The sequence below is a fragment of the Klebsiella pasteurii genome (genome assembly GCF_018139045.1).
Lineage (GTDB): Bacteria > Pseudomonadota > Gammaproteobacteria > Enterobacterales > Enterobacteriaceae > Klebsiella > Klebsiella grimontii.
Genome location: NZ_CP073236.1, coordinates 3,847,894 through 3,873,148 on the forward strand (window position 1 = coordinate 3,847,894; position 25,255 = coordinate 3,873,148).

Consider the following 25,255-nt stretch of genomic DNA (forward strand, 5'->3'; position numbering starts at 1 on the left):
CGTTTGGGCAATGAACGATGAAATCGGGCCAATCTGCGACGGTTGCCATTGGCTCCCGGCTATGATGTGCTGAACGCTCAACGTTGAGGAACAGTAGCTACGATGAAAAAGAAACTCACCTCCGCCGATATGCACGATGTTGAAGTTCTGGCAGACACCCCATGGTTCAGCATGCGCAAGGTCGGAATTGATATGGCGCCCGGCGATCGGCGGGATTTTTACTCCATTCACTATCCTCGCCCGGCGGTGGGGATTGTGGCGATGCAGGATGACAAAGTGCTGCTGATTCGCCACTACCGTTACCTGATCGATCGGGTGGTGTGGGCCGTTCCTTCAGGCGGCGTTGATGAAGAGGAAGACCCGCGCGAGGCGGCCCTGCGCGAGCTGCGGGAAGAGACCGGCTGGCAGGCGCAGCGCGCCGACGAAATCATCCGCTATAACCCATCCTATGGCAGCAGCGACCAGCTGTTTATCACCTGGCTTGCCAGTGATTTAACCTGGGTGGGGATGGATGAAGATCAGGATGAGGTGATGGAAACGGGCTGGTTTACCCTCGAAGAGATTGGCCAGCTGATCGCCCGCGGCGAGATGCCGGACGGGCTATCGCTGGTGCCGCTGCTGCATCTGATGGCGCAACGGCGCACCGGTTTAGCGTAACGGTTTCAGCATCCGCCAGCGAAACCACAGCTGGGCGACGAGGATCAGCACACCGCCGATAATCTTCTGCAACGGCAGCTGTTCGCCGTACCACAGCGCGGCGGCAATCACCGTCAGCAGCGGTTCCAGCACCATTATAATCGCCGCGCTGGCGACCGCCGCGTACTTCTGCCCCTTCATTTGCAGGCCGAAGCGCAGGCTGGTGGCGATAACGATGCTGGCGAGCAGCCAGCCGAAGGTCGGCAGGGTAAACGGCTGAGTCCAGCTTTCAACGGCGGCGGAAATCCCCAGCCCGACAATCCCGGTGATGCCTAGCTGCACGGTAGTCAGCGGGATCAGCGGCACCTCGCGGGCGCTTTTGCTGGTGTAGCAAAACCAGATCGACTGCACCAGCGCGGTCAGCAGAAACCAGCCCTGGCTGGGGTGAAACGCAATCGGCATATGCAGGCTGAGTAAGCCGAGGCCGACAATGGCAATCGGCAGGCACTCCCAGTAGGCCCACGCCGGCCGCGCCTTCATCATCACCCATGCGGTAAGCGGCACGAACAGCATCGACAGGCTCATGATAAACGCCCCTTCGCCCAGCGACGGGGTCGTCGATACCGAATAGATCCACAGGCACAGGTTTAGCGCAAACCACAGGCCGCTGATAATCATGCGCGGCCACTGCTGCCTCTCGACGCGCAGGCCGCGGCAGAAAGGTAGCAGCAGCAGCGCGGCGAAGAAAAAACGCAGGCCGAGGAAAGCGAAAACCGGCATGCCGGCAATCGCTTCCCGGGAAAAAATCCATCCGCAGGCGGCGATAACCGTCGCGGCTATGAGCAGCAAATCAGCCTGGCGTTGCCGGGTCATCGCCACGTCTCCTTGTGTCAGTCATTACCAGCCGGGCACCGCGCCGCCGTTGAAGATGGTCTCCGCCGCCTTCGCCACTTCCGGCGACTGGTAGGAGTGGATAAACGCTTTGACGTTTTCCGCGTCTTTGTTGTCTTCACGGGTCACGATGATGTTCACATAGGGCGAGTTTTTATCTTCAATAAAGATACCGTCGCGCACCGGTGAAAGGCCGGTCTGCTGCAGGTAGGTGGTGCTGATGATCGCCACGTCAACTTTCGGGTCGTCGATGACGCGCGGCAGCTGCGCCCCTTCCAGCTCCATAATTTTCAGGTTATGCGGGTTATCGGTGATATCGACCGCCGTCGGCAGCAGGCCAGTGCCCGCTTTAAGGGTAATCAGCTTTTCCTGCTGCAGCAGAAGCAGCGCGCGGCCCAGGTTGGTCGGGTCGTTCGGAATAGCGATGGTCGCGCCGTCTTTCAGCTCGGCGACGGATTTTATTTTGCGCGAGTAGCCCGCCATCGGGAAGACGAAGGTGTTGCCCACCGCCACCAGACGATAGTTGTGGGCTTTATTATCCTGTTCGAGGAACGGGCGGTGCTGAAAGACGTTGGCGTCCAGATCGCCAGCGTTGGTGGACTCATTCGGCAGCAGCGAGCCGCTAAAGCCCACCAGCTCCACGTCGAGACCATATTTCTCTTTGGCCACTTTCTTCGCCACTTCCGCCACATCCTGTTCCGCGCCGTTAATGACGCCGACTTTAATGTGCTTCGCATCGCTGCCCTTCTGGTCGCAGCCCGCCAGCAGCAGGCCCGCCAGCACCACGGCGGCGGCTGTCCGTAAACGCAATTTCATTGTTATAACCCCATCAGTCCATAGAAAATCGTTATTATTTTTCGTCTGAAACTATAACGACTTTATGGCGAGGTTTTAAACGCAAAAACCGCAACCGGAAATAAAATCATCTTCCCCCTTTCTCCCGGGGGGCGGCTCGCTGCGCAGAACGGGGACGCGCCTTACAGCCCCAGCTCACTCAATCCCGGGTAATCGTCCGGGCGGCGGCCCTGGGGCCAGTGAAACAGACGCTCGCTCTCGGTGATGGGCAGATCGTTAATGCAGGCGTAGCGCGTATGCATCAGTCCGTGCCGATCAAACTCCCAGTTCTCGTTGCCGTAAGAGCGAAACCAGTTGCCGCTGTCATCTTGCCACTCATAGGCAAAGCGTACCGCAATACGGTTATCGCTCCATGCCCACAGCTCCTTAATCAGCCGGTACTCCTGCTCTCTACGCCATTTGCGCTGCAGGAAGTCGATAATCTGCGTTCTGCCGTGAACAAATTCGCTGCGGTTACGCCATTCGCTATCGACGGTATAGGCCAGGGCGACCTTAGCGGCATCGCGGCTGTTCCAGCCATCTTCTGCGGCACGGACTTTTTGCGCGGCGCTCTCGCGGGTGAACGGCGGCAGAGGCGGACGTTGTTCGGTCATCATGAATCTCCTGTATGAATACCCTTCATACTTCAAGTTGCTTATGTGTTGGCTATGGATTACTCGGCCCATCCATGGGCCTCGCCCTCACGGGCCGTCGCAAGCGACGTTCAAATCTGCTCCCGGCAGATTTGTCGTTCCCCCCAGTCACATAGTTATCTATGCTCCTGGGGATTAATAAAAGGCTCCTGCCTCTCACCGGAGGCCAGCCTTCGGCTGGTCAAATTCGTTCCCGACGAATTTGTCACTCCCTTGCCGCCTTTAAGCAACTCGAATTATTTGGGGTATATAAGCTGCTGCAGGCGCTGATTTTCCCGCTCCAGTTCGTCAATACGCTGTTGCAGCGTCTGGCTATACTCCGCCACCTGCTGAGCGGTGTAGCGGGGAGTAATATGCTGGGGGCAGTTCCAGTCAAAAGCCTGCAAATGAAAACGGTAAATACGCTCAATCCGTGCCCGATAGTTCTCCGGCGCGACCCGCGCCAGCAGCTGCGGGTCGGCATCCGCCGCCGTCACCTCTACGGTGGCGTAGATTTTCAGCCTGGCACGGCGCGGGTAATCCATCAAAAACAGGCAGGCCCGATCGCTGCCGCGCAGGTTGCCGGTGGTGATGTACTGGCGATTACCGGAAAAATCCGCCATCGCCAGGGTGGTTTCATCCAGCAGATGCAGAAAGCCCACCGGACCGCCGCGATGCTGAATATAGGGCCAGCCGGTTTGCGAAAGAGTGGCCAGATAGAAGCTGTCGCGGGTGGCAATCATCGCCTCCTCGCTGGCGCCGAAGCGCTCACCCCGGCGCTGGCGATGCGGCGACTGCCACAGCTCATCGCTGCCCATTTCATGTTGGACAGCCATCACGTCCGGCGTCATGGCGATATCAAGAAATTCTGCTGGCATAGTTCCTCCCGATGCGTTGCGGCGTAACTCATCATGGACTGTGCTGGCAGAAAAGATAATAGTGGGAATATGACAATCATCTTTCCGTAAAACGGGATAATTATGGACCGACTCAGCGCGATGGCGCTGCTGGTGAAAATTACCGAGCTCGGCAGCATGTCGGCGGCGGCGCGGGCGTTGAATATGCCGCTGACCACCGTTAGCCGCCAGGTTGGCGAACTGGAAAATACCCTCGGCGTGCGCCTGATGATCCGCACCACCCGCAAGCTGACGCTGACCGATGCCGGCGTCGATTATGTCGCCGCCGCGCGGCGCATTCTCGAAGAGGTGGAGAACGCAGAGCGCCAGGCGGCGGGCGAATATCAGGAGCCAAAAGGCGAGCTGGTTCTCTCGGCGCCGACCATGTTTGGCCGTCAGCATGTTTTACCGGTGGTGACGGATTTTCTCGCCCGTTACCCGCAGATTCGCGTCCGTTTACTGCTTAGCGACCGCAACGCCGATCTGGTGGGCGATCATATTGATTTAGCGGTACGGATCGGCACCCTGCCGGACAGCGGGATGGTGGCCACCCGGCTGGGCGAGATGCGCATCGTCACCTGTGCGCACCCGGCTTTGCTGGAAAAACACGGCATACCCGAACGCCCGCGCGAACTGGCCGCGCTACCGATCATTCGTATTGAATCACCGATGCCTTATCGCGGCTGGCGCTTTAACGCCGAAGAGGCGGAGGACCGGCTGGTGGCGCTGCAGCCGGTCCTGTCGCTGACCACGCCGGAGAGCGCCGCCGACGCCGCCCGTCTGGGGGCAGGCGTGGCGCGCCTGCTGCACTACCAGGCGATTGACGGTCTGGCCTGCGGCGAACTGACGCTTTTCCTGCAGGCGATGGAACCGGAACCTGCGCCGGTGCACCTGCTGTACACCTCCCGGGATCTGGCTCCGCTTAAGCTGCGTAAATTCATCGATTTCGCCGCGCCGGCTCTGCGTCAGGCGCTGTTGCGTATCGCCGCCGCCGTCTAGCGCACGCTGGTTTTCAGCGGCGCTTCTTTCAGTAGCCAGGAGAGGGCAAACGCCACCGCCATAATGCAGGCCGCCATCAGAAACGCCGCATGGATAGCGGATCCGAAGGCGTCCAGATAATCGAGGCGGATCTCCGCCGGGAGATTCTGTACCGCCGCCGGGTTCAGCGCCCTCGGCAACTGTGCCCCCTCAGGTAGCAGGCGCTGAAGATTGCTTTGCAGCACGTGGGTAAATACCGCCCCGAACAGCGCCACGCCGATGGAGCCGCCAATCGATCGAAACAGCGTGACCCCGGAGGTCGCCACCCCGTACATCTGCGCGGGCATCGCGTTCTGCACTGCCAGCACCAGCACCTGCATCACCAGTCCCAAACCCGCTCCTAGTACCCCGGTAAACAGATAGAGCTGCCACATCGCGGAGTGGATGGTAATGCGCGTCAGCAGCACCATGCCGACCACCCCCAGCAGGGTGCCGATAATCGGAAACACCCGATACTTACCGGTACGGCTGATAATGCGCCCGCTGATGATTGACGTCAGCAGCAGGCCGCCCATCAGCGGAATCAGCTGCAGGCCCGCCTCGGTCGGCGTCGCTTCTTTAACCACCTGTAAATAGAGCGGCAGAAAGGTCACCGAGCCGAACAGCGCCATGCCGATAACAAAGCCAATCAGGCTGCATAGCAAAAAGCTGCGGTTGCGGAACAAGGAGAGCGGAATAATCGGCTCGCTGGCCAGCCGCTCTTCATGAATAAAGCCGATAATCCCGACCAGGCCGAACGCCAGGATGCACCACAGCTGCGGGTCGCTCCACGCGCGGACGCTGCCGCCCTCGGAGGTAAACAGGATGATACACAGCAGCGCCATGCTGAGGTAAATCGCCCCCAGCCAGTCGATCTGATGCTGGCTGCGTTTGTTGCTGCTGTGAAAGACCGCGCCGATCACCAGCAGCGCAAACAGCCCCAGCGGCAGGTTGATGTAAAAAATCCAGCGCCAGGAGGCGTGCTGCACCAGGAAGCCGCCGATTAACGGCCCAATTACCGTCGCCAGGCCAAAGACGCCGCCGAACAGGCCCTGATAGCGGCCGCGATGCGCCGGCGGGATGACGTCAGCCACCGCCGCCATGCTGATCACCATCAGGCCGCCGCCGCCGAGCCCCTGCAGAGCACGCATCAGCACCAGTTGAGTCATATTTTGCGCCAGCCCGCAGAGGGCGGAACCGGCAAGAAACAGCACAATCGCTACCTGCAAGACGATTTTGCGCCCGAAGAGATCGCCGAATTTGCCGTACAGCGGCACCGCGATGGTCGAACTCAGGATGTAGGCGGTGACCACCCAGGAGAGCTTATCCAGTCCGCCGAGCTCGCCGACGATGGTCGGCAGCGCGGTGGAGACAATAGTCTGATCCAGCGCCGAGAGCAGCATCACCAGCAGCAAGGCGCTGAAGAGCAGGCGGATTGAGGGGACCGCCGGTTGGCTGGCGATTTCAGTTGTCATAGCATGACTCGCTTGAAATTAATTAAATGCATAATTAATATTTAGGGAAATGATGAATCTGGTCAAGGGATCGCCACACGATGTCAGCACAAAAAGACAATGAAGCCCCGCGTCGGCCCGGTCGCCCTCGCGGGCAGAAATCCGGCCCCGCCAACCGCGAACAGCTGATGGATATTGCCCTGGCGCTGTTTGCCCGCCACGGGATCGCCCGCATTTCGCTGAACGCCATTGCCAAAGAGGCGGGGGTAACGCCCGCGATGCTGCACTACTACTTCAGCTCGCGCGAAGCGCTGGTGGAAAAGCTGGTCGAAGAGCGCTTTATGCCGCTACGCAGCGAGATCGGACAAATTTTTGTCGCGCACGGCGACGATCCGGTCACCGCTTTTACGCTGCTGATCGAATCCCTGGCGATGATGGCGGAGAAAAACGCGTGGTTCGCGCCGCTGTGGATGCAGGAGATCATCGGCGAGATGCCGGTGCTGCGCCAGCATATGCACGCGCGTTTTGGCGATGAGAAGTACCACAAGATGCTGGAGACGGTGCGCCGCTGGCAGCGGGAGGGCAAGCTTAATCCGGCACTCTCCCCGGAGCTGCTGTTTACCACCCTGATAAGCCTGGTGCTGGTACCTTTTTCCCGCACCCACACCGATCCGCGGTTGCAATCGGTGGACAGGCAAATGATTGTCAGCCACGCCCTGGCGCTGATAAGCAGCGGGATCGGCGGCTGAATCCCCCCCGGCTCGCGCTGCGCTTAGCCGGGCTACAGGTGCACAGCCGTCTGCAATCCGGGGAATACAATCCGGTTCACAACCGCCTGCGTTCGGGTAGCCCGGATAAGGCGACAGCCGCCATCCGGGAGATACAACCCGCTTCACAGCCGCCTGCGTTCAGATTGCCCGGATAGGCGCATAGCGCCGCCTCCGGGAGGATCTCCTGGGCCTGCTTTACAATACTTTCGATAAATAATGGCGCTGCATACCCGCGTGCGGGAAGTCCGGCAGCGACATCTGCAGCTGATAGCCCAGCTTCTGATAAAACGGCAGCGCCTGGAAGCTGAACGTATCCACCAGCATATGGCTGCAGCCGCGCTCCCGCGCCTGGTTTTCCGCTTCATACATCAGCTCGCTGCCAAGGCCGCTGCCGCGCGACGTTTCGCTGACCCACAGATATTCAATACACAGCCAGCTGCCCTTGCGTTTGGCAATCAATCCCCCGCGCATCTCGCCAGCAGCATCGCGTGAATAAACGCCCAGCTCGCCGAACTGGGCCGGGTCCAGAAAGCGCAGATTGAATTCCCGCAGCCCCGTCAGCAGCTCTTCCTGATCGGCGGGATTAATCTTCTCTGTTATTATTAATGTCATTGATTATCTCCATCTTTTATTTTTCATAGACCACTCACCATCCTACTTTCACAAAATATCCTTTTTTTCTCCATTATTTCCTGACTAAATTCCCTGCACTAAATTTTGTGTAAAAAATCTTCCCATCATTCGGTTCAGACGTATAATGGGAAAAATGAGAACGATCATTCTCAAAAACACAAACCATGGAGAATCCCATGAAAATGCCCTGTAGCTGGCGTCACTCCTCGGTTCAGAGCCTGTAACCGCCGTCTGATACCGTATTCGCCGCACGGGAAACTGTCGGAAAAACCGTTTAATTAATATCGGTATTCGCAGGGTCATTTACTGCAAACAGGAATATTTACTTCCCATTTGGTTATTTGTGCTTGCCCGGAGATGCATCATCGCCCGGCCCATCACCCCGCCAGTAAATTTGCGGGGCGGACGTCGTTCATCCTGAGAAAATATAATGAAATATACTTTAGCCCCCATCGCAGCAGCATTATTTCTCCTTAGCGGGTGCGATAATGCGCAAAACGCTTCCCCGCAGCCGATGACGCAGGAAGTCGGCGTCGTGACCCTGCAAAGCCAGCCTGTCCCGGTGGTGAGCAGCCTGACCGGACGCACCACCGCCTCGCTTAGCGCCGAAGTGCGCCCGCAGGTGGGCGGTATCGTGCAAAAACGCCTGTTTACCGAGGGTGACATGGTCAAAGCCGGGCAGGCGCTATACCAAATCGATCCGTCAAGCTATCGCGCGACGTTTAACGAAGCCGCCGCCTCGCTGAAACAGGCCCAGGCGCTGGTCATCGCCGACTGCCAAAAAGCCCAGCGCTACGCGGTGCTGGTCAAAGATAACGGCGTCTCCCGTCAGGACGCCGATGACGCGATAGCGACCTGTAATCAGGATAAGGCCAGCGTCGAGTCGAAAAAAGCGGCGCTGGAAAGCGCGCGCATCAACCTGAACTGGACCACCGTGACCGCACCGATTGCCGGGCGCATCGGCATCTCTTCCGTCACCCCGGGCGCGCTGGTGTCCGCCGATCAGGATACCGCGCTGGCGACGATCCGCGGACTGGATACGATGTACGTCGATCTCACCCGATCCAGCGTCGATCTGCTGCGCCTGCGTAAGCAAAGCCTGGCAAGCAACAGCGATACCCTTAACGTCACCCTGACTCTTGAAGATGGCAGCACCTATAGCGAAAAAGGTCGCCTGGCGCTGACCGAAGTGGCGGTAGATGAATCGACCGGTTCGGTCACGCTGCGCGCGGTCTTTCCCAATCCGCAGCACGTGCTGCTGCCGGGGATGTTCGTTCGCGCCCGCATAGACGAAGGCATCATGAACGGTGCGATTCTCGCCCCGCAGCAGGGCATCACCCGCGATGCCAAAGGCGATGCCACCGCGCTGGTGGTTGACGCTAATAACAAGGTTGAACAGCGCAGCGTGGAAACCGGCGAAACCTACGGCGACAAATGGCTTATCGTCAACGGCCTGAAGAGCGGCGACCGGCTGATTGTCGAAGGGACCAGCAAAGTCGCGCCCGGCCAGCAGGTAAAAGCCGCCGAAGTCAAAAATGACGGAGGCAATGCCTGATGTTTTCCCGTTTCTTCGTGCGCCGCCCGGTCTTCGCCTGGGTTATCGCCATTCTGATTATGCTCGCCGGGATTCTGGCTATCCGCACCCTGCCGGTCGCCCAGTATCCTGACGTCGCCCCGCCGGCGATAAAAATCTCCGCTACCTACACCGGGGCTTCTGCGGAAACCCTGGAAAACAGCGTCACCCAGGTTATCGAGCAGCAGCTCACCGGACTGGACAACCTGCTCTACTTTACGTCCACCAGCAGCTCCGACGGCTCAGTCAGCATTACCGTCACCTTTGAGCAGGGTACCGATCCGGATACCGCCCAGGTTCAGGTGCAGAACAAAGTGCAGCAGGCGGAGTCGCGCCTGCCGAGCGAAGTTCAGCAATCCGGCGTGACGGTGGAGAAATCGCAGAGCAGCTTCCTGCTGATCCTCGCGGTGTATGACAAAAACAACAAAGCCACCAGCTCCGATATCTCCGACTGGCTGGTCAGCAATATGCAGGACCCGATGGCGCGTATTGAAGGCGTCGGCAGCCTGCAGGTGTTCGGCGCGGAGTACGCCATGCGCATCTGGATGGACCCGACCAAACTGGCCTCCTATTCGCTGATGCCATCCGATGTGCAATCGGCGATAGAGGCGCAGAACGTGCAGGTGTCCGCCGGTAAAATCGGCGCCCTGCCCGCCGCCAATGCGCAGCAGCTGACCGCCACCGTCCGTGCCCAGTCGCGACTGCAAACCGTCGCCCAGTTCAAAGAGATTATCGTCAAGAGCAAGAGCGACGGGTCGGTGGTGCGCCTGAGCGACGTCGCCCGCGTGGAGATGGGCAGCGAAGATTACACCGCCTCCGCCAATCTCAACGGCCACCCGGCTGCGGGGATCGCGGTGATGATGGCGCCGGGCGCTAACGCCCTGAATACCGCGACGCTGGTGAAAAACAAGATTGCCGAGTTCCAGCGCCAGATGCCGCAGGGCTACGATATCGCCTACCCTAAAGACAGCACCGAATTCATCAAAATCTCGGTGGAGGATGTGATTCAGACGCTGTTCGAAGCGATTATCCTCGTGGTCTGCGTGATGTATCTGTTCCTGCAAAACTTCCGCGCCACGCTGATCCCGGCGGTGGCGGTGCCGGTCGTGCTGCTGGGCACCTTCGGCGTGCTGGCGCTGTTCGGCTACTCCATTAACACCCTGACGCTGTTTGCGATGGTGCTGGCAATAGGCTTGCTGGTGGATGACGCCATCGTGGTGGTGGAAAACGTCGAGCGTATCATGCGCGACGAAGGGCTGCCCGCCCGGGAAGCCACCGAAAAATCGATGGGCGAAATCTCCGGCGCGCTGATCGCCATTGCTCTGGTGCTCTCGGCAGTGTTCCTGCCGATGGCCTTCTTCGGCGGCTCAACCGGGGTGATTTATCGCCAGTTCTCGGTGACCATTATCTCGGCGATGATGCTCTCCGTGGTGGTCGCCTTAACCTTAACCCCGGCGCTGTGCGGCGCGCTGCTGAGCCATTCTAAACCGCATACCAAAGGCTTCTTCGGCGCCTTTAACCGCCTGTGGGGACGCACCGAGCAGGGCTATCAGCATCGTGTTGTCGGCGGCCTGCGCCGCTCGGCAATGATGATGGGCGCTTTTGTCCTGATTTGCGGCGGCATGGCGCTGGCAATGTGGAAACTACCCGGCAGCTTCCTGCCGACGGAAGATCAAGGTGAAATCATGGTCCAGTACACGCTGCCCGCCGGGGCGACGGCGGTACGTACCGCCGAGGTTCGCCGCCAGGTCACCGACTGGTTCCTGACGAAAGAGAAAGCCAATACCGACGTGATCTTTACCGTCGACGGCTTTAGCTTTAGCGGCAGCGGACAAAACGCCGGGATGGCCTTCGTGTCGCTGAAAAACTGGTCCGAACGTAAAGGCGAAGAAAATACCGCTCAGGCCATCGCCCTGCGCGCCACCAAAGAGCTCAGCAGCATTCGCGACGCCACCCTGTTCGCCATGACTCCGCCGTCGGTAGATGGCCTGGGGCAGAGTAACGGTTTCACCTTCGAACTGATGGCCAGCGGCGGTACCGATCGCGATAGCCTGATGAAAATGCGCAGCCAGCTGCTGGCGGCGGCGAATCAAAGTACCGAGCTGCAGTCAGTTCGCGCCAACGATCTGCCGCAAATGCCGCAGCTGCAGGTGGATATCGATAACAACAAAGCCGTGTCGCTCGGGCTGTCGCTAAGCGATGTTACCGATACCCTCTCCAGCGCCTGGGGAGGAACCTACGTTAACGATTTTATCGATCGCGGTCGCGTGAAGAAGGTCTATATCCAGGGCGAAAGTGACGCCCGCGCCGTGCCGTCTGACCTCGGTAAATGGTTCGTGCGCGGCAGTGACGACAGCATGACGCCGTTCTCCGCCTTCGCCACCACCCGCTGGCAATACGGCCCGGAAAGCCTGGTGCGCTACAACGGTTCCGCCGCCTTCGAAATCCAGGGCGAAAACGCCAGCGGCTTCAGCTCCGGCGCGGCAATGGACAAGATGGAGGCCTTAGCCAATAACCTGCCCGCCGGCACCACCTGGGCGTGGAGCGGCATGTCGCTGCAGGAAAAACTCGCCAGCGGCCAGGCGATGAGCCTCTACGCTATCTCGATTCTGGTGGTCTTCCTGTGCCTCGCGGCGCTGTATGAGAGCTGGTCGGTGCCGTTCTCGGTGATCATGGTGATCCCGCTTGGGCTGCTCGGCGCGGCGCTGGCGGCGTGGATGCGCGGTCTGAGCAATGACGTTTACTTCCAGGTGGCGCTATTAACCACCATAGGCCTGTCGTCAAAGAACGCCATCCTGATCGTTGAATTCGCCGAATCGGCGGTGGAAGAGGGCTATTCCCTCTCGCGCGCCGCCATGCGCGCCGCGCAGACCCGTTTACGCCCTATTGTGATGACCTCGCTGGCGTTTATCGCCGGGGTACTGCCGCTGGCGATCGCCACCGGAGCCGGGGCCAACAGCCGCGTGGCGATCGGTACCGGGATTATCGGCGGCACCCTGACCGCAACGCTGCTGGCGGTGTTCTTCGTGCCGCTGTTCTTTGTGCTGGTGAAACGTTTCTTCACCCGCCATCGTTCTTCCCAGGAGTAAGTTATGTTTCGTTTTACCTTAATTTTTGTTGCGCTCCTGACGGCGGGCTGCGTCTCTCTCGACCCGCACTATGAACGTCCAGCCGCGCCGGTCCCGGCGACCCTGCCGGGCAGCCACGGCGAGGCAACTGCGGTAGTCAGCGACTGGCAGCAGGTGGTGAATGACGCCCGCCTCAAAAAAGTGGTGAACATCGCGTTGACCAGCAACCGCGACGTGCAGAAAGCGCTGGCCGATATCGAAGCCGCGCGCGCCCAGTTTGGCGAAACCCGCGCCTCGCTGTTTCCGACCCTCGACGCCGAGCTGAGCCATACCCGCAGTAAAACGGTAGCCAGCGGCCTGTCGTCGGCAGCGGAAGCCGACGGCGCGGTCTCCAGCTTCGAACTGGATCTGTTTGGCAAGAATCAAAGCCTGACGCGCGCCGCGCGGGAAACCTGGCTTGCCAGCGAATTCACCGCCCAGAATACACGTCTGACGATGATCGCCGATCTGACCACCGCATGGATAACTCTCGCCGCGGACAACAGCAATCTGGCGCTGGCGCAGGACACCATGGCCAGCGCGGAGAACTCGCGCCGCATCGTCACCCGCCAGATGGAAGTCGGCACCGCCTCGGCAGGCGACCTGAGCGATGCCGAAAGCGTGTACCAGCAGGCGCGCGCCAGCGTCGCCAGCTACCGCACGCTGGTGGCGCAGGACAAAAATGCGCTCAACCTGCTAGCCGGAGAAACCGTGCCGGATAGCTTGCTGCCCGGCACGCTGGAAAGCCTTGGCGATCGCAGCATCACCCTGGTGCCGGCGGGCGTCTCTTCATCGGTACTGCTGCGCCGCCCGGATATCCAGGAAGCGGAGCATAATCTGAAGAGCGCTAACGCCGATATCGGCGCTGCGCGGGCCAATTTCTTCCCGTCCATCTCGCTGACCGCCAGCGCCGGGGTCGGCAGCGACTCGCTCTCGTCGCTGTTCAGCCACGGTATGCAGGTATGGTCATTCGCGCCGTCCATCAGCCTGCCGCTGTTTACCGGCGGTAGCAACCTGGCGCAGCTACGCTACGCTGAAGCGGAGAAAAAGGGGCTGATCGCCACCTATGAGAAAACGATTCAGAGCGCTTTCAAAGATGTCGCCGACGCGCTGGCGCGGCGGGAAACCCTCAGCGAACAGCTGGACGCGCAGAATAAATACGTCGCGGCGGAACAGAAATCGCTGAATATCGCGCTGAAGAGCTATCAGGCCGGGGTCGGAGATTATCTGTCGGTGCTGACCGCCCAGCGAACGCTGTGGTCGGCGCAGGCCACCCTGATATCCCTCCAGCAAACGGACCTGGAAAACCGCATCACCCTCTGGCAGTCGCTGGGAGGCGGCGCCAGCTAACGCCTTTACCGGGCGACAGCGCCCGGTTTGATGACAAGGAGCTCGCTTGTATGTCCCGAATTTCCCTTTCCTGGGTCGTGGTTCTCGGTTTGCTCAGCGCCATTGGGCCGCTGTGTACCGATTTCTATCTTCCCGCGCTGCCGGAAATTACCCAGCAGCTTAGCGCTACCGGCACGCAGACCCAGCTCTCGCTGACCGCGGCGCTGATCGGCCTCGGCCTTGGGCAGCTGTTTTTCGGTCCGCTGAGCGACCGCATTGGTCGTAAAAAGCCGCTGGCGCTCTCTCTGCTGCTGTTTATCTTCTCCTCGGCGATGTGCGCGATAACCTACGACATTCACCTGCTGATCGCCTGGCGATTTCTGCAGGGCTTCGCCGGCGCGGGCGGCTCGGTGCTATCGCGATCCATCGCCCGAGACCGCTATCAGGGCACCCTGCTGACCCAGTTTTTCGCCCTGCTGATGACCGTAAACGGCATCGCGCCGGTGCTTTCACCGGTACTTGGCGGTTGGATCATTACCGCCTTCGACTGGCGTATCCTGTTCTGGGCGATGGCGGCGATCGGCGTAGTGTTACTGCTGCTCAGCCTGACGGTGCTGCACGAAACGCTGCCGGGAAAAAGCGCCGCATCGGTTGCGCAGCGGCAGGATGAAACTCCGGTGCTGAAAAATCGCCGCTTTATGCGCTACTGCCTGATTCAGGCGTTTATGATGGCCGGGCTGTTCTCCTATATCGGCTCGTCTTCGTTCGTTATCCAGAGCGAATATGCCATGAGCGCGATGCAGTTCAGCCTGCTGTTCGGCCTTAACGGTATCGGGCTGATTATCGCGGCGCTGATCTTTTCCCGCCTGGCGCGCCGCTTCAGCGCCGAATCTCTGCTGCGCGGCGGTCAATTGCTGGCGGTGGCGTTTGCCGCCATCACCCTGCTCTTCGCCTGGCTACCGCAGCCGACGCTGGCGCTGGTCGGCCTGTTTTTTACCGTTTCCATGATGAGCGGCATCAGTACCATTGCCGGCTCGGAAGCGATGAATGCTATTAACGCCAGCCAGTCCGGCACCGCTTCCGCCCTGATGGGCACGCTGATGTTTGTGTTCGGCGGGATTGCCGCGCCGCTGGCCGGACTCGGCGGCGAAACGATGCTCAAAATGAGCCTGGCGATGACCCTTTGCTATCTGGCCGCGCTGCTGATTGGCCTGAAAAAACCGCGTTCTGTCGCATAATCTCCTCCGGTGGTAATAAAATATTCCAATTTTATTACCACCATATTTCCCGCCAATGCTGAAATCTCCTATTATCCATTCAACACCAATCGTGATAGCCTTCACATGAAAGGAATAATTAATTCCTTATACTGCCCGCCACTGTGAATGAAGAGGTTCTTATGAGTATCGACCTGAGCAAACTGCTGACCGAGCGCCGCAACGCCAATAGCGCCAACATTGACACCCTTTCCACCGAAGAGATGCTGACGGTGATTAACCAGGAAGACCAGCAGGTGGCTCACGCCATCACCCCTTATCTGGCGCAAATTGCCCAGGTGGTGGATAAGGTCGCGGCGGCACTGCAGGCGGGCGGTCGACTGATTTATATCGGCGCGGGGACCTCTGGTCGTCTGGGGATCCTTGACGCCAGCGAGTGTCCGCCGACCTTTGGCACTCGCCCCGAACAGGTGGTGGGCATCATCGCGGGCGGCCATAAAGCGATTCTGAGCGCCGTAGAGAACGTTGAAGATAACAAAGCGCAAGGGGCAATGGATCTGCAGAATATTAATTTTAGCAGCCGCGATGTGCTGGTGGGGCTCGCGGCCAGCGGACGCACGCCGTTCGTCATCGGCGCCATGGAGTATGCCCACAGCCAGAACGCTTTCGTCGCCATCGTCAGCTGCAACCCGCACGGGGAAATGGCCCAGCTGGCGGACGTCGCCATTACGCCGGTGGTCGGCCCGGAAGTCGTTACCGGCTCAACGCGGCTGAAGGCAGGCACAGCGCAGAAGCTGGTGCTGAATATGATCTCCACCGGGGCGATGATCCGCATCGGTAAGGTCTACAGTAACCTGATGGTGGATGTTGAAGCGACCAACGCCAAGCTTATCGAGCGCCAGGTGTCCATCGTCATGGAAGCGACCGAATGCGATCGTGCAACCGCCCAGAGCGCGCTGGAGGCCTGCGGTCGCCACTGCAAAACGGCGATTGTGATGGTGCTGGCTGATTTAAGCGCCGCCGAGGCCCAGGCGCTGCTGGCAAAAAATAACGGCTACATTCGCAAGGCGCTGAGCCACTCCTGACCGCTGACCAACAGGTAATCTGCAATGGCAAAAATAAATAAAGAGATGATAGCGCGGATCCTTCGACACGTTGGCGGCGCCGGTAACGTCGCGCAGGCGGGCAACTGTATGACCCGGCTACGCCTGACTTTGCGCGATGAATCACGGGCCGATAGCGCCGCCATCCGTCAGATTGAGGGCGTAATGGGGGTTATCGTCAGCGATGAGCAGTTCCAGGTCGTGCTCGGCCCCGGCAAGGCGCAAACCGCGGCTGAAATGATGAATGCGTTACTGGACGATGCCCCGGCGGATGCGCCATCGCTGGCCGATGTCGCCGCCGAGAAGAAGCAGGCGCTGAAGAACAAGCAAACCAGCGGCATCCAAAAATTCCTCGCTAAATTCGCCACCATCTTCACCCCGCTGATCCCCGGTTTTATCGCCGTCGGCCTGCTGTTAGGGTTCGCCACCCTGGCGGAGCAGATATTTGTCCTCGAAAACGCGCATCCGAACGCGACGATGGTGGCGCTGATCGGCTACATGAAAGTGTTCAGCAAGGGGATGTTTACCTTCCTGAGCATCCTGATCGGCTATAACGCCCAGAAAGCCTTCGGCGGCTCCGGGGTCAACGGGGCCATCATCGCTGCGCTGTTTGTCCTCGGCTATAACCCGGAGGCTACCAGCGGCTTCTATTCCGGAATTTCGACCTTCTTCGGCCACGGTATCGACCCGCGCGGCAATATTATCGGCGTGCTTATCGCCGCGATTATCGGCGCATGGGTGGAACGACAGGTACGCCGCATCATGCCTGCCAACCTCGATATGATCCTCACCTCGGCGGTGACGCTGCTGATCATGGGCGCGATCACCTTTACCGTCATAATGCCTATCGGCGGCTGGCTGTTTACCGGAATGTCATGGCTATTCCTGCACCTTAACGGTAACCCGTTCGGCTCTGCGGTGCTGGCCGGCCTGTTCCTGCTGGCGGTGATGTTCGGCGTCCATCAGGGCTTCGTGCCGGTCTATTTTGCGCTGGTGGATGCGCAGGGGTTTAACTCGCTGTTTCCGATTCTGGCGATGGCCGGGGCCGGACAGGTCGGCGCGGCGCTGGCGCTGTTCTGGCGGGCGAAGCACGGCTCTCTGCTGCGTACGCAGATTAAAGGGGCGATTATCCCCGGCTTCCTCGGCATCGGCGAACCGCTGATTTATGGCGTCACGCTGCCGCGCATGAAGCCGTTTATCACCGCCTGCCTCGGCGGCGCCTGCGGCGGTTTCTTTCTCGGGCTTATCGCCTGGCTGGGGCTACCGGTCGGCCTGAATACGGTATTTGGCCCTTCCGGGCTGGTGGCACTGCCGCTGATGACCTCCAACAGCGGGATCTACGCCGGAATGGCGGTGTATGCCGCCGGGCTGGCGGTCTCTTATCTGTGTGGCTTCGCCCTGACCTGGCTGTTCGGCAGTAAAAACGTTGATTTGAGTTAAGAGGCGCGTCTGGCGCACGGCGGTGAACGTGAGTTTATTCGCTACATGGCGGGAGGCAATGACGCCCCATGCTGAATATTTTTTGCACGTGGCGTCGCGTTTCTGTCTGCCCGGTCAGGCGCCAGCCGCCGCCGGGCAACGTCGGCCAGGGTACACATCTGATAAAGGATCCAGCGACCATTTCCTGCCCCGCTTCCCACACGTGCTCATGCTATGATACTGCTTTCGCACTATTTTCACCTGAGGGAAAGATGGGCTCCAGCAAAAAAGGGATGCTGAACGTACTGATCGCCGCCGTGCTGTGGGGCAGTTCCGGCGTCTGCGCGCAATATATTATGCAGCAAAGCCAGATGTCATCGCCGTTTCTGACCATGACGCGCCTGTTGTTCGCCGGCCTGATCCTTCTGATGCTCTCGTTCTTCCACGGCGATAAGATCTTCCGCGTCCTGCAAAACCGTAAAGACGCCGTCAGTCTGCTGATCTTTTCGCTGTTCGGCGCGCTCACCGTGCAGTACACCTTTCTGATGACTATCGAGCAATCCAACGCCGCCACCGCGACGGTGCTGCAGTTTCTGTCGCCGACGATTATCGTCGCCTGGTTTGCCATCGCCCGCAAAACGCGCCCCAGCCCGCTGGTGCTCGCGGCCATCGGCACCTCGCTGGCGGGCACTTTTCTGCTGGTGACCCACGGCAACCCAACGACGCTGTCGATTTCCCCCACGGCGCTGTTCTGGGGGATTGCTTCAGCGTTTGCCGCTGCTTTTTATACGACTTACCCTTCGACGCTGATTGCCCGCTACGGTACGCTGCCGATTGTCGGCTGGAGCATGCTGCTCGGCGGCGCGATGCTGCTGCCGTTCTACGCCGGACAGGGCAACCATTTTGTGGTGACCGGCGGCCTGCTGCTGGCCTTTTTCTACCTGGTGGTCATCGGCACCTCGCTGACCTTTAGCCTCTACCTGAACGGCGCGCAGAAGATTGGCGGCGCGAAGGCGGGGATCCTCAGCTGCGCGGAGCCGTTGAGCAGCGCTCTGCTCTCTCTGCTGCTGCTCGGCATCACCTTTACCCTCCCGGACTGGCTGGGCACGCTGCTGATTCTCTCGTCGGTGGTGCTGATCGCCATGGATTCGCGGCGGCGGGTTAAAACGGCCTGAGGATTATCGGGCAGGAGATGCTGCGACCTGCGTTTGCAGCATCTTCAGGTCGTCATCCGACAGCTCACAAACCACCTGCACCAGCTCGCGCTCAAATCCCTGTTCCAGACATGAACGAGCAATACGCAATGCCTCTTCTCGTTTACCTTCCTGAAATCCTTCATAAAACTCCAGGTATAATTCCAACAGATATCCCAGTAAATACTCAGGTTGTAACTCCTGTGGTATCTCTTCCAGCGGTAGTCTCTCTACAATCGTCATTAATTTTCCCCCATCTTGAGGGATGCATCCTGGAATGCATTCAGATCATCATCCGAGAGCCCAATAGTCATCCGTACCAGCTCGCGCTCAAACCCCTGCTCCAGAAGTGAACGGGCAATACGCAACGCTTCTTCTTGTCTACCCTCTTGTTTACCTTCTAACTTGCCCTCCAACTTGCCCTCCAACTTGCCTTCTTGTCTCCCTTCCTGCCGTAGCCTTTCCGCAATCGTCATGAATACCTCCTTATGTTGAGGAACGCGCCGCTCGACCTCGTGAAGAAATTCACCAAAATGAGGCGCATCGCCACACTGCAGCATGTAATTAAACAGCGCTTTCAACTGGCTGTCATTAGCGCAACCTTTAACCAACAGCTCTGCTAATCGCTCCACCAGGCCAAGTAAATCGCGCTGGCGAATGTGCTTTTGAATCAGCTCCAGCAGCGCCACACGCCGGTGCTGCATGATCTCGTCATCCGGCACCACCGTAATATCCACCAGCGGGAAAGCGGCGGCATAGATCCGCCGCGCGGCCTCCGTATCGGCAAACTCATCCAGCCAGCACAGCGAGAAAGGATAGGGGCTTTTCGCGCCGTGATAGAACAGCATCGGCACCACCAGCGGCAGCGTTTTGTGCCCGGCGTCCAGATGACGCTGCATCGCCGCCAGCGCGTAGCGCATCAGCCTGAATGCCATATGCGCTTCCGGCGTGCTCTGATGTTCAATTACCACGTAGATATAGCCGTCACCGTCGCGGGTTTTCAGCGACCACAGTACGTCGGAGTAGCTTGCGCGCAAATCGGCCTCAATAAAGCTGCCGGACTCCAGCTTAAGCGTTTGCAGGTCGCACAGCTGGCGCAGCGAAGCGGGAAGATGAATCTCGATAAAATCCCTTGCGCACTCGGGATGCGATAAAAACTGTTTAAAAACCGCATCGTGCGGCGTCGAGGTCGTTCCTTTTTTCGTCATGGTCCGCCATCCCTGAAACGCGATGGCTGGAATATATCCATCATCGCGACGCCGGGCATCTGCGCATCAACGGCTTTGCTTGCCGCTACGGAAGATAAATTTCAGCGACTGAAACAGATACATTCCTGCGGAAAGCGACACGCAAAAATGTTGATTCAGGAATGCGTCTATAGTTAGAGGAACGCTTTAATAAAAATAAGGATATCCGTGATGACGAGAATGAAAATTGCGCTTTCGCTGGCCGTCTGTCTGGTGCTCCCCAGCGTGGCGACAGCCGCACCGCTCTCCGGGCTGAAGTTTGAACAGCAAAAGCAGCAGATAGTGAAGGATGTGAGGAAAAACTGCCCTGCCAGCAGCGCGCTGGACGATACGCAGTTTGCTAACCGCGTACTGGAATCAGCGGAAAATAAGACTGCCGTACAAAGCGCGACGCGGGCGCTGGATAAAAACAACAGCGCCGCTTACCAGAAGGCCATTAGCGGCATTACTTGCCCCATGCCCTAGCGCCGGTTGCGGGGGAGCGCCATCAACGGTTCGGAATGATCAAATCCCCGCGCAGCGGGCTGCTGCCGAGCATTTGCGTCTTCTCGGTCAGCCAGTTAACGATCTGGCTGGCCATCGCGTCCATTGAATATTCTATCGCCGGAATAGTCGGAATACCGGGCAGCTGTAACGAGCCCGCAAGGCTGAACACCATGACTTTTTCCGGCACCGCACGATTAAACGCCTGGAGCTGCGGCACCACCAGTTGCGCCTGCTGCTCGTTGGCCACCAATAATGCATTAAAATTCAGGGTAGTTGCGTTGTTTACCAGCTCCTGCACCGCCACGGATGGCGAATGGCTGTCGAGAAAAACCAGGTTGCGATTGAACGGCAGAAAATTCTTTTCCAGCGCGTGCTTATAGCCCAGCAGAACCTGGTCAGCAAAGCCGCTGGCCTGGGGATGGATTAGCGCAATCTGGCGCCGCCCCTGGCTTATCAGATAGTTGCAGGCCGTTTCCGCCGCGAAGGCGTGGTCAAACTGAATGCTATTCGTTCCGTCGCTTTCAAGGCAGTCAATCAGTACCACGTCGGGCCGGTCGATATTGAGCGGAAACCGCGCGCCGATGATTAACACATTATCGCAAAGGCCGCAGGTCAACTCTTCCAGCGAATGCAGCACTCTGTCGCGGCTGTTGGCAAAACGCAGCAGCAGATGCTTCTGGTGCTGGCTGAGCTGTTTTTCCAGCGCGTAGAGATAGCTGGTGGTTTGATTTATGTTGTCCTGGGCGCAAATGACGCCGATGCAGCCAGTGGTCTGACTCAGCAAAGATTGCGCTATCATATTCGGACGGTAGTTAAGCTCTTCCGCCGCCTGCAGTACCGCCTGTCGGCTGGCTTCCTTTACGCCGCGCGAACCGCTCAACACCCGAGAGACTGTGGCTTTAGACACCCCAGCTAACCGCGATACATCGTTGATTGTAGACATTATTTTCCCCTGACAGGGCCAATCCGATCCCTGTAAATCCTTAAACCTGAATCGCTTCAATAATCACCAGCGGCAGTATATCCGTTTCCCTTTTTATTTGGAAACCGATTTTCCGTTTCATGGAAAATCGTAGCAAAAACCAGGAAAATTTGTGAGCAAAATCTAATTAACAGCCCCTTTGACTGACAGATCTTGATGGTTATCACAGTTCTGTTTTTTATAAATGGAAACCGGTTTCCGTCTGATATCAAATCATCCACGCAATAACTTTTTACATTTTGAGGACGAATGTCGATGTACAAGATTATGCTGTGCTGCTCTGCCGGAATGTCCACCAGCCTGCTGGTCAGAAAGATGGTTGATGCCGCGAAGGAACGTAATCTGCCAGTGCAGATTGACGCCTACGGAGTTTCCGAATTTGACATGCAGTTTCCGCAATACCAGGTGGTGCTTCTTGGGCCACAGGTGAAATACATGCTGAAAAACTTATCTGAGAAAGCCGCTCCCCTGAATATTCCGGTCCAGGCGATTAACACCATGGATTACGGAATGCAGCGGGGAGATAACGTCCTGGATTATGCCCTGTCGCTGATTGCAGCGCATTAAGAGGTGTGCAAATGAGTTCTCTGTATCAGTCCATGATTGCCGTGATCGAGCAATCAATTACCCCGCTGGCAGGACGCCTTGGGCAGCAGAAATACGTTATCGCGATTCGCGATGGCTTCACTGCCGCATTGCCGTTTATGATCATCGGCTCATTCATGCTGGTATTTATCTTTCCACCTTTCTCCCCAGATACCACGAATGGTTTCGCCCGCGGCTGGCTGGATTTCTCCCAGCAATACCGTGAACAGCTGATGCTGCCGTTTAACCTCAGCATGGGCGTAATGACGTTTTTTATTTCGGTGGGAATCGGCGCCAGCCTCGGACGTCAGTTCCAGCTCGACCCGGTAATGTCCGGTCTGCTGGCGTTCATGGCCTTCTTACTGGTTGCCGCGCCGTACGCCGATGGCAAAATCTCCACCCAGTACCTCTCCGGTCAGGGCATTTTTACCGCTTTGATCACCGCCATCTACTCCACCCGCGTTTACGCCTGGTTAAAGCAGAACAATATTACGATTCGCCTGCCAAAAGAGGTGCCGACCGGCGTGGCCCGCTCGTTTGAAATTCTTATCCCGGTACTGGTGGTGATCGCGACCCTGCATCCGCTGAATCTGTTTATCGAAGCGCAGACCGGTATGATTCTACCGCAGGCGATTATGCACCTGCTGGAGCCCCTGGTTTCCGCCTCTGACTCCCTGCCGGCGATTCTGCTTTCCGTCCTGATGTGCCAGATTTTCTGGTTCGCCGGAATCCACGGTTCGCTGATCGTGACCGGTATTATGAACCCCTTCTGGATGGCCAACCTGTCGGCAAACCAGGCCGCGCTGGCGGCCGGTGTGGCCCTGCCGCATGTCTATCTGCAAGGTTTCTGGGATCACTATCTGCTCATAGGCGGCGTCGGTTCCACGCTACCGCTGGCGTTCCTGCTGCTGCGTAGCCGCGTAACCCATCTGCGTACCATCGGTAAAATGGGCATTGTGCCAAGCTTCTTTAATATCAACGAACCGATCCTGTTCGGCGCGCCGATTATCATGAACCCGATGATGTTTATCCCGTTCGTCTTTGTCCCGATGATCAACGCCGTTCTGGCTTATGGCGCGACGCGTCTCGGCTGGCTCAGCCAGGTGGTTTCGCTGACGCCGTGGACGACGCCGGCGCCTATCGGCGCATCATGGGCTGCAAACTGGACGCTAAGCCCACTGGTCATGTGCCTGATTTGTATGGTGATGTCGGCGCTAATCTATCTGCCATTCCTGCGCGCCTATGAACGCTCGTTAATGAAAACTGAAGTTGAAAAAGCAAAAGCCGCGGTTCCGGTTGCCGAAACGGTCAGCCAATAATGAATCAATATATTTAATATTATATTTTAGATGACGGCATAAATAATGCGGAAAAGGGATTTTGCTGCATTACTTTAAATAATAAAGTTAATGACCTCAGGACCTATCATGATTGAATTAGAAGATGCGGTAATGGAAATTATCGTTAATGCGGGACAGTCACGCTCATTGTGTTTTGAAGCACTCCATTGCGCCCGCAACGGTAATATAGATGAAGCGCGCTTGCTTCTGAATGAAGCCGATGGCTACGCCCGCCGGGCGCATCAGATGCAGACCCAGCTTATCGAACAGGATGCCGGCGAAGCGCGCCAGCCGATGACGTTAATTATGGTCCATGCTCAGGATCACTTAATGAATTCGCTGCTCGCCCGTGAATTTTCGGAAGAGTTAATTCATTTATATCAGCGTTAATTTATATAAATATTTAACAACAGTACCTGGAATAAATACACCAGCTTATCCTGGCGGGATAGCTATTATCTGAATATATGAATTATTAAAAGCGAGATAATGATGAAAACTGTAAAAATGCTGCCATTAACCATGGCGGTCGTCGCCGCGCTGTGCCCAATTTCCGTATTCGCGCAAGAATTTACTCAAGAACAGATCGACGCCATTGTGGCGAAAGCCGTCGATAAAGCTCTGGCCGAGCGCCAGGCAAAAATCGACGCCGCCGCCGATAAAAAAGTGGACGTCATTACCAACCCGCAGACCACCGCGGCCACGCCGGATATGGCGATCCCCTTCGGCCTCAAGTTCAGCGGCTACGCCCGCTACGGCGCGCAGTTCCAGACCGGCGATCAGAAGTTTGTCGGCGTGGATGGCTCCTATAACGGCGCCTCGGCGATCGGTCGTTTAGGCAACGAAGGTAACGGCGGCGAATTCCAGATAACCAAAGCCTTTAAGAGCAATAAAGGCGCGATCTGGGATATCAACGTCATGTTTGACCACTGGAGCGATGAAGTTAACCTGAAAAAAGCCTACGTCGGCGTCACCAACGTGCTGGAATCTAACCCCAACGCTTATATCTGGGCAGGCCGCGACTTCCATCAGCGTCCGCAGCAGGGGATCAACGACTACTTCTGGATGAACCACGATGGCCAGGGCGCCGGGGTGAAAAACTTTGAGATCGGCGGCGTGCAGTTTGACGTGGCGGGGGTGTCGCAGGTGGAGTCCTGTAGCCCGGAAGTGATGGCCGATGAGGCCAACCCGTCGCGCATCACCTGTACCGGCGGCTCCGGTACCGGCGATAACGGCCACTACGCCCTGACCACCAAAACCCACAACATCAAGGCCGGGCCGATCGACGTTGAGGTATACGCCAACTACGGTTTTGATTCGAAAGCGGTGGACAGCGACGAGCGTCTCGACGCCTGGCAGGGCGGGCTGGTGCTGAGCCACACCAACGACAGCGGCGTCAATAAAGTGATCCTGCGCTACTCCGATAACTCGGATAACAGCGTCTACAACAAAACCGATGACCTGACCGCTATCTACGCCAGCTTTGAAGGGCTGCATAAATTTACCCGGCAGGCGCAGATCGAATATCTGCTGGCCTTCCACGACTATGACAACGGCAAGGACAACACCGATAACCGCAAAAACTACGGCGCCATCGTCCGTCCGATGTACTTCTGGAACGACGTGCACTCCACCTGGCTGGAAGCGGGCTACCAGCGCGTCGATTACGACCAGGGCGGCGATAACCACGGCTGGAAGCTGACGCTGTCGCAGAATATCGCCATCGGAATGGGGCCGGAGTTCCGTCCGATGCTGCGCTTCTACGTGACCGGCGGCCAGGTGGATAACAAGCGCACTGCGAAGGTCAACGGCACCAAAGACGAACAGCTGGATTCGCTGAACGTCGGCGGCATGTTTGAAGCGTGGTTCTAAGAGAGTGAAATCGCCCGGGGTCACGGTGTAAGAGCCTGA

24 protein-coding genes are annotated in these 25,255 nt (G+C 58.1%); 15 read left to right on the plus strand and 9 right to left on the minus strand.

The features are described 5' to 3' along the window. Positions 1-102: 102 nt before the first annotated feature. Complete coding sequence (locus tag KCG39_RS18095; protein WP_112166073.1) at positions 103-657, plus strand: NUDIX hydrolase; 555 nt, start codon at positions 103-105, stop codon at positions 655-657. Here KCG39_RS18095 and KCG39_RS18100 read toward each other — a convergent pair. The 4 genes from KCG39_RS18100 to KCG39_RS18115 form a co-directional block, all read right to left on the minus strand. Continuing rightward, the gene (locus tag KCG39_RS18100; protein ID WP_142468050.1) at positions 649-1,509 is read right to left on the minus strand and encodes a DMT family transporter; all 861 of its coding nucleotides are present in this window, start codon (positions 1,507-1,509) and stop codon (positions 649-651) included. The two genes, KCG39_RS18095 and KCG39_RS18100, sit on opposite strands and share 9 nt — an antisense overlap. Before the next feature lie 24 nt (positions 1,510-1,533). Then, positions 1,534-2,343, minus strand: coding sequence for a lipoprotein NlpA (gene nlpA, locus KCG39_RS18105; protein WP_032741986.1), 810 nt, complete (start codon positions 2,341-2,343; stop codon positions 1,534-1,536). Between the two features lie 161 nt (positions 2,344-2,504). Then, positions 2,505-2,975 (minus strand): nuclear transport factor 2 family protein, encoded by a 471-nt coding sequence (locus tag KCG39_RS18110; RefSeq protein ID WP_049113163.1) that lies wholly within the window; start codon positions 2,973-2,975, stop codon positions 2,505-2,507. A 275-nt stretch (positions 2,976-3,250) separates the two neighbouring features. Next, on the minus strand, positions 3,251-3,871 hold the full coding sequence (locus KCG39_RS18115; protein ID WP_087828382.1) for a pyridoxamine 5'-phosphate oxidase family protein: 621 nt from the start codon (positions 3,869-3,871) through the stop codon (positions 3,251-3,253). Between the two features lie 102 nt (positions 3,872-3,973). On the opposite strand from KCG39_RS18115, the gene KCG39_RS18120 reads away from it, so the two are divergent. After that, a complete protein-coding gene (locus tag KCG39_RS18120) occupies positions 3,974-4,888 on the plus strand; it encodes a LysR family transcriptional regulator (protein WP_112166077.1) in 915 nt (304 codons plus the stop codon). Here KCG39_RS18120 and KCG39_RS18125 read toward each other — a convergent pair. Further along, positions 4,885-6,381 (minus strand): MDR family MFS transporter, encoded by a 1,497-nt coding sequence (locus tag KCG39_RS18125; protein WP_004126784.1) that lies wholly within the window; start codon positions 6,379-6,381, stop codon positions 4,885-4,887. The two genes, KCG39_RS18120 and KCG39_RS18125, sit on opposite strands and share 4 nt — an antisense overlap. A gap of 80 nt (positions 6,382-6,461) precedes the next feature. Here KCG39_RS18125 and KCG39_RS18130 point away from each other — a divergent pair, with 80 nt between their 5' ends. Then, the gene (locus tag KCG39_RS18130; protein WP_004126785.1) at positions 6,462-7,109 is read left to right on the plus strand and encodes a TetR/AcrR family transcriptional regulator; all 648 of its coding nucleotides are present in this window, start codon (positions 6,462-6,464) and stop codon (positions 7,107-7,109) included. Between the two features lie 216 nt (positions 7,110-7,325). On the opposite strand, the gene KCG39_RS18135 is transcribed toward KCG39_RS18130, so the two are convergent. Further along, positions 7,326-7,742, minus strand: coding sequence for a GNAT family N-acetyltransferase (locus tag KCG39_RS18135; protein ID WP_123828636.1), 417 nt, complete (start codon positions 7,740-7,742; stop codon positions 7,326-7,328). A 451-nt stretch (positions 7,743-8,193) separates the two neighbouring features. On the opposite strand from KCG39_RS18135, the gene KCG39_RS18140 reads away from it, so the two are divergent. From KCG39_RS18140 to KCG39_RS18170, 7 genes are all read left to right on the plus strand, one after another. Continuing rightward, entirely contained in the window at positions 8,194-9,318 is a 1,125-nt protein-coding gene (locus KCG39_RS18140) for an efflux RND transporter periplasmic adaptor subunit (protein ID WP_004126787.1), read from the plus strand. Then, positions 9,318-12,425, plus strand: coding sequence for a multidrug efflux RND transporter permease subunit EefB (gene eefB, locus KCG39_RS18145; RefSeq protein WP_123828635.1), 3,108 nt, complete (start codon positions 9,318-9,320; stop codon positions 12,423-12,425). The genes KCG39_RS18140 and eefB overlap by 1 nt, the downstream gene beginning before the upstream one ends. Before the next feature lie 3 nt (positions 12,426-12,428). After that, complete coding sequence (locus KCG39_RS18150; protein ID WP_004126797.1) at positions 12,429-13,793, plus strand: efflux transporter outer membrane subunit; 1,365 nt, start codon at positions 12,429-12,431, stop codon at positions 13,791-13,793. A gap of 50 nt (positions 13,794-13,843) precedes the next feature. Continuing rightward, positions 13,844-15,010, plus strand: a complete 1,167-nt coding sequence (locus KCG39_RS18155; RefSeq protein ID WP_004126800.1) for a multidrug effflux MFS transporter — start codon at positions 13,844-13,846, stop codon at positions 15,008-15,010. 161 nt (positions 15,011-15,171) lie between these two features. Further along, the gene (murQ, locus tag KCG39_RS18160) at positions 15,172-16,074 is read left to right on the plus strand and encodes an N-acetylmuramic acid 6-phosphate etherase (protein WP_004126810.1); all 903 of its coding nucleotides are present in this window, start codon (positions 15,172-15,174) and stop codon (positions 16,072-16,074) included. A 24-nt stretch (positions 16,075-16,098) separates the two neighbouring features. Then, on the plus strand, positions 16,099-17,532 hold the full coding sequence (gene murP, locus KCG39_RS18165) for a PTS N-acetylmuramic acid transporter subunit IIBC (RefSeq protein WP_142468048.1): 1,434 nt from the start codon (positions 16,099-16,101) through the stop codon (positions 17,530-17,532). A 251-nt stretch (positions 17,533-17,783) separates the two neighbouring features. Further along, the gene (locus KCG39_RS18170; RefSeq protein WP_004126812.1) at positions 17,784-18,686 is read left to right on the plus strand and encodes an EamA family transporter; all 903 of its coding nucleotides are present in this window, start codon (positions 17,784-17,786) and stop codon (positions 18,684-18,686) included. 3 nt (positions 18,687-18,689) lie between these two features. Here the strand turns inward: KCG39_RS18170 and KCG39_RS18175 are convergent, their stop codons facing one another. After that, the gene (locus tag KCG39_RS18175; protein WP_004126815.1) at positions 18,690-18,947 is read right to left on the minus strand and encodes a hypothetical protein; all 258 of its coding nucleotides are present in this window, start codon (positions 18,945-18,947) and stop codon (positions 18,690-18,692) included. Further along, positions 18,947-19,912, minus strand: coding sequence for an Rpn family recombination-promoting nuclease/putative transposase (locus KCG39_RS18180; protein ID WP_004126818.1), 966 nt, complete (start codon positions 19,910-19,912; stop codon positions 18,947-18,949). The genes KCG39_RS18175 and KCG39_RS18180 overlap by 1 nt, the downstream gene beginning before the upstream one ends. A 210-nt stretch (positions 19,913-20,122) precedes the next feature. Between KCG39_RS18180 and KCG39_RS18185 the strand changes: the two genes are divergently transcribed. After that, a complete protein-coding gene (locus tag KCG39_RS18185; RefSeq protein ID WP_004126821.1) occupies positions 20,123-20,416 on the plus strand; it encodes a YicS family protein in 294 nt (97 codons plus the stop codon). 22 nt (positions 20,417-20,438) lie between these two features. On the opposite strand, the gene KCG39_RS18190 is transcribed toward KCG39_RS18185, so the two are convergent. Then, positions 20,439-21,380: a LacI family DNA-binding transcriptional regulator gene (locus KCG39_RS18190; protein WP_049115969.1), complete on the minus strand. Its 942-nt coding sequence runs from the start codon at positions 21,378-21,380 to the stop codon at positions 20,439-20,441. 294 nt (positions 21,381-21,674) lie between these two features. Between KCG39_RS18190 and KCG39_RS18195 the strand changes: the two genes are divergently transcribed. The 4 genes from KCG39_RS18195 (at position 21,675) to KCG39_RS18210 (ending at position 25,216) form a co-directional block, all read left to right on the plus strand. Beyond that, positions 21,675-21,986, plus strand: a complete 312-nt coding sequence (locus tag KCG39_RS18195; RefSeq protein ID WP_004126827.1) for a PTS sugar transporter subunit IIB — start codon at positions 21,675-21,677, stop codon at positions 21,984-21,986. 11 nt (positions 21,987-21,997) lie between these two features. Beyond that, positions 21,998-23,323 carry a PTS sugar transporter subunit IIC gene (locus KCG39_RS18200; protein ID WP_087828375.1) on the plus strand — a complete coding sequence of 442 codons (1,326 nt, stop codon included), beginning with the start codon at positions 21,998-22,000 and terminating at the stop codon, positions 23,321-23,323. Between the two features lie 108 nt (positions 23,324-23,431). Next, positions 23,432-23,734, plus strand: a complete 303-nt coding sequence (locus KCG39_RS18205) for a PTS lactose/cellobiose transporter subunit IIA (RefSeq protein WP_004126831.1) — start codon at positions 23,432-23,434, stop codon at positions 23,732-23,734. 102 nt (positions 23,735-23,836) lie between these two features. After that, the gene (locus KCG39_RS18210; RefSeq protein ID WP_142471540.1) at positions 23,837-25,216 is read left to right on the plus strand and encodes a carbohydrate porin; all 1,380 of its coding nucleotides are present in this window, start codon (positions 23,837-23,839) and stop codon (positions 25,214-25,216) included. Positions 25,217-25,255 lie beyond the last annotated feature (39 nt).

What these genes read in the sequence shown, in the direction of transcription:
- KCG39_RS18095 (WP_112166073.1), top strand. Translation starts at nt 103, where the DNA reads ATGAAAAAGAAACTCACCTCCGCCGATATGCACGATGTTGAAGTTCTG.
- KCG39_RS18100 (WP_142468050.1), bottom strand. Translation starts at nt 1,509, where the DNA reads ATGACCCGGCAACGCCAGGCTGATTTGCTGCTCATAGCCGCGACGGTT.
- nlpA (WP_032741986.1), bottom strand. Translation starts at nt 2,343, where the DNA reads ATGAAATTGCGTTTACGGACAGCCGCCGCCGTGGTGCTGGCGGGCCTG.
- KCG39_RS18110 (WP_049113163.1), bottom strand. Translation starts at nt 2,975, where the DNA reads ATGACCGAACAACGTCCGCCTCTGCCGCCGTTCACCCGCGAGAGCGCC.
- KCG39_RS18115 (WP_087828382.1), bottom strand. Translation starts at nt 3,871, where the DNA reads ATGCCAGCAGAATTTCTTGATATCGCCATGACGCCGGACGTGATGGCT.
- KCG39_RS18120 (WP_112166077.1), top strand. Translation starts at nt 3,974, where the DNA reads ATGGACCGACTCAGCGCGATGGCGCTGCTGGTGAAAATTACCGAGCTC.
- KCG39_RS18125 (WP_004126784.1), bottom strand. Translation starts at nt 6,381, where the DNA reads ATGACAACTGAAATCGCCAGCCAACCGGCGGTCCCCTCAATCCGCCTG.
- KCG39_RS18130 (WP_004126785.1), top strand. Translation starts at nt 6,462, where the DNA reads ATGTCAGCACAAAAAGACAATGAAGCCCCGCGTCGGCCCGGTCGCCCT.
- KCG39_RS18135 (WP_123828636.1), bottom strand. Translation starts at nt 7,742, where the DNA reads ATGACATTAATAATAACAGAGAAGATTAATCCCGCCGATCAGGAAGAG.
- KCG39_RS18140 (WP_004126787.1), top strand. Translation starts at nt 8,194, where the DNA reads ATGAAATATACTTTAGCCCCCATCGCAGCAGCATTATTTCTCCTTAGC.
- eefB (WP_123828635.1), top strand. Translation starts at nt 9,318, where the DNA reads ATGTTTTCCCGTTTCTTCGTGCGCCGCCCGGTCTTCGCCTGGGTTATC.
- KCG39_RS18150 (WP_004126797.1), top strand. Translation starts at nt 12,429, where the DNA reads ATGTTTCGTTTTACCTTAATTTTTGTTGCGCTCCTGACGGCGGGCTGC.
- KCG39_RS18155 (WP_004126800.1), top strand. Translation starts at nt 13,844, where the DNA reads ATGTCCCGAATTTCCCTTTCCTGGGTCGTGGTTCTCGGTTTGCTCAGC.
- murQ (WP_004126810.1), top strand. Translation starts at nt 15,172, where the DNA reads ATGAGTATCGACCTGAGCAAACTGCTGACCGAGCGCCGCAACGCCAAT.
- murP (WP_142468048.1), top strand. Translation starts at nt 16,099, where the DNA reads ATGGCAAAAATAAATAAAGAGATGATAGCGCGGATCCTTCGACACGTT.
- KCG39_RS18170 (WP_004126812.1), top strand. Translation starts at nt 17,784, where the DNA reads ATGGGCTCCAGCAAAAAAGGGATGCTGAACGTACTGATCGCCGCCGTG.
- KCG39_RS18175 (WP_004126815.1), bottom strand. Translation starts at nt 18,947, where the DNA reads ATGACGATTGTAGAGAGACTACCGCTGGAAGAGATACCACAGGAGTTA.
- KCG39_RS18180 (WP_004126818.1), bottom strand. Translation starts at nt 19,912, where the DNA reads ATGACGAAAAAAGGAACGACCTCGACGCCGCACGATGCGGTTTTTAAA.
- KCG39_RS18185 (WP_004126821.1), top strand. Translation starts at nt 20,123, where the DNA reads ATGACGAGAATGAAAATTGCGCTTTCGCTGGCCGTCTGTCTGGTGCTC.
- KCG39_RS18190 (WP_049115969.1), bottom strand. Translation starts at nt 21,380, where the DNA reads ATGTCTACAATCAACGATGTATCGCGGTTAGCTGGGGTGTCTAAAGCC.
- KCG39_RS18195 (WP_004126827.1), top strand. Translation starts at nt 21,675, where the DNA reads ATGTACAAGATTATGCTGTGCTGCTCTGCCGGAATGTCCACCAGCCTG.
- KCG39_RS18200 (WP_087828375.1), top strand. Translation starts at nt 21,998, where the DNA reads ATGAGTTCTCTGTATCAGTCCATGATTGCCGTGATCGAGCAATCAATT.
- KCG39_RS18205 (WP_004126831.1), top strand. Translation starts at nt 23,432, where the DNA reads ATGATTGAATTAGAAGATGCGGTAATGGAAATTATCGTTAATGCGGGA.
- KCG39_RS18210 (WP_142471540.1), top strand. Translation starts at nt 23,837, where the DNA reads ATGAAAACTGTAAAAATGCTGCCATTAACCATGGCGGTCGTCGCCGCG.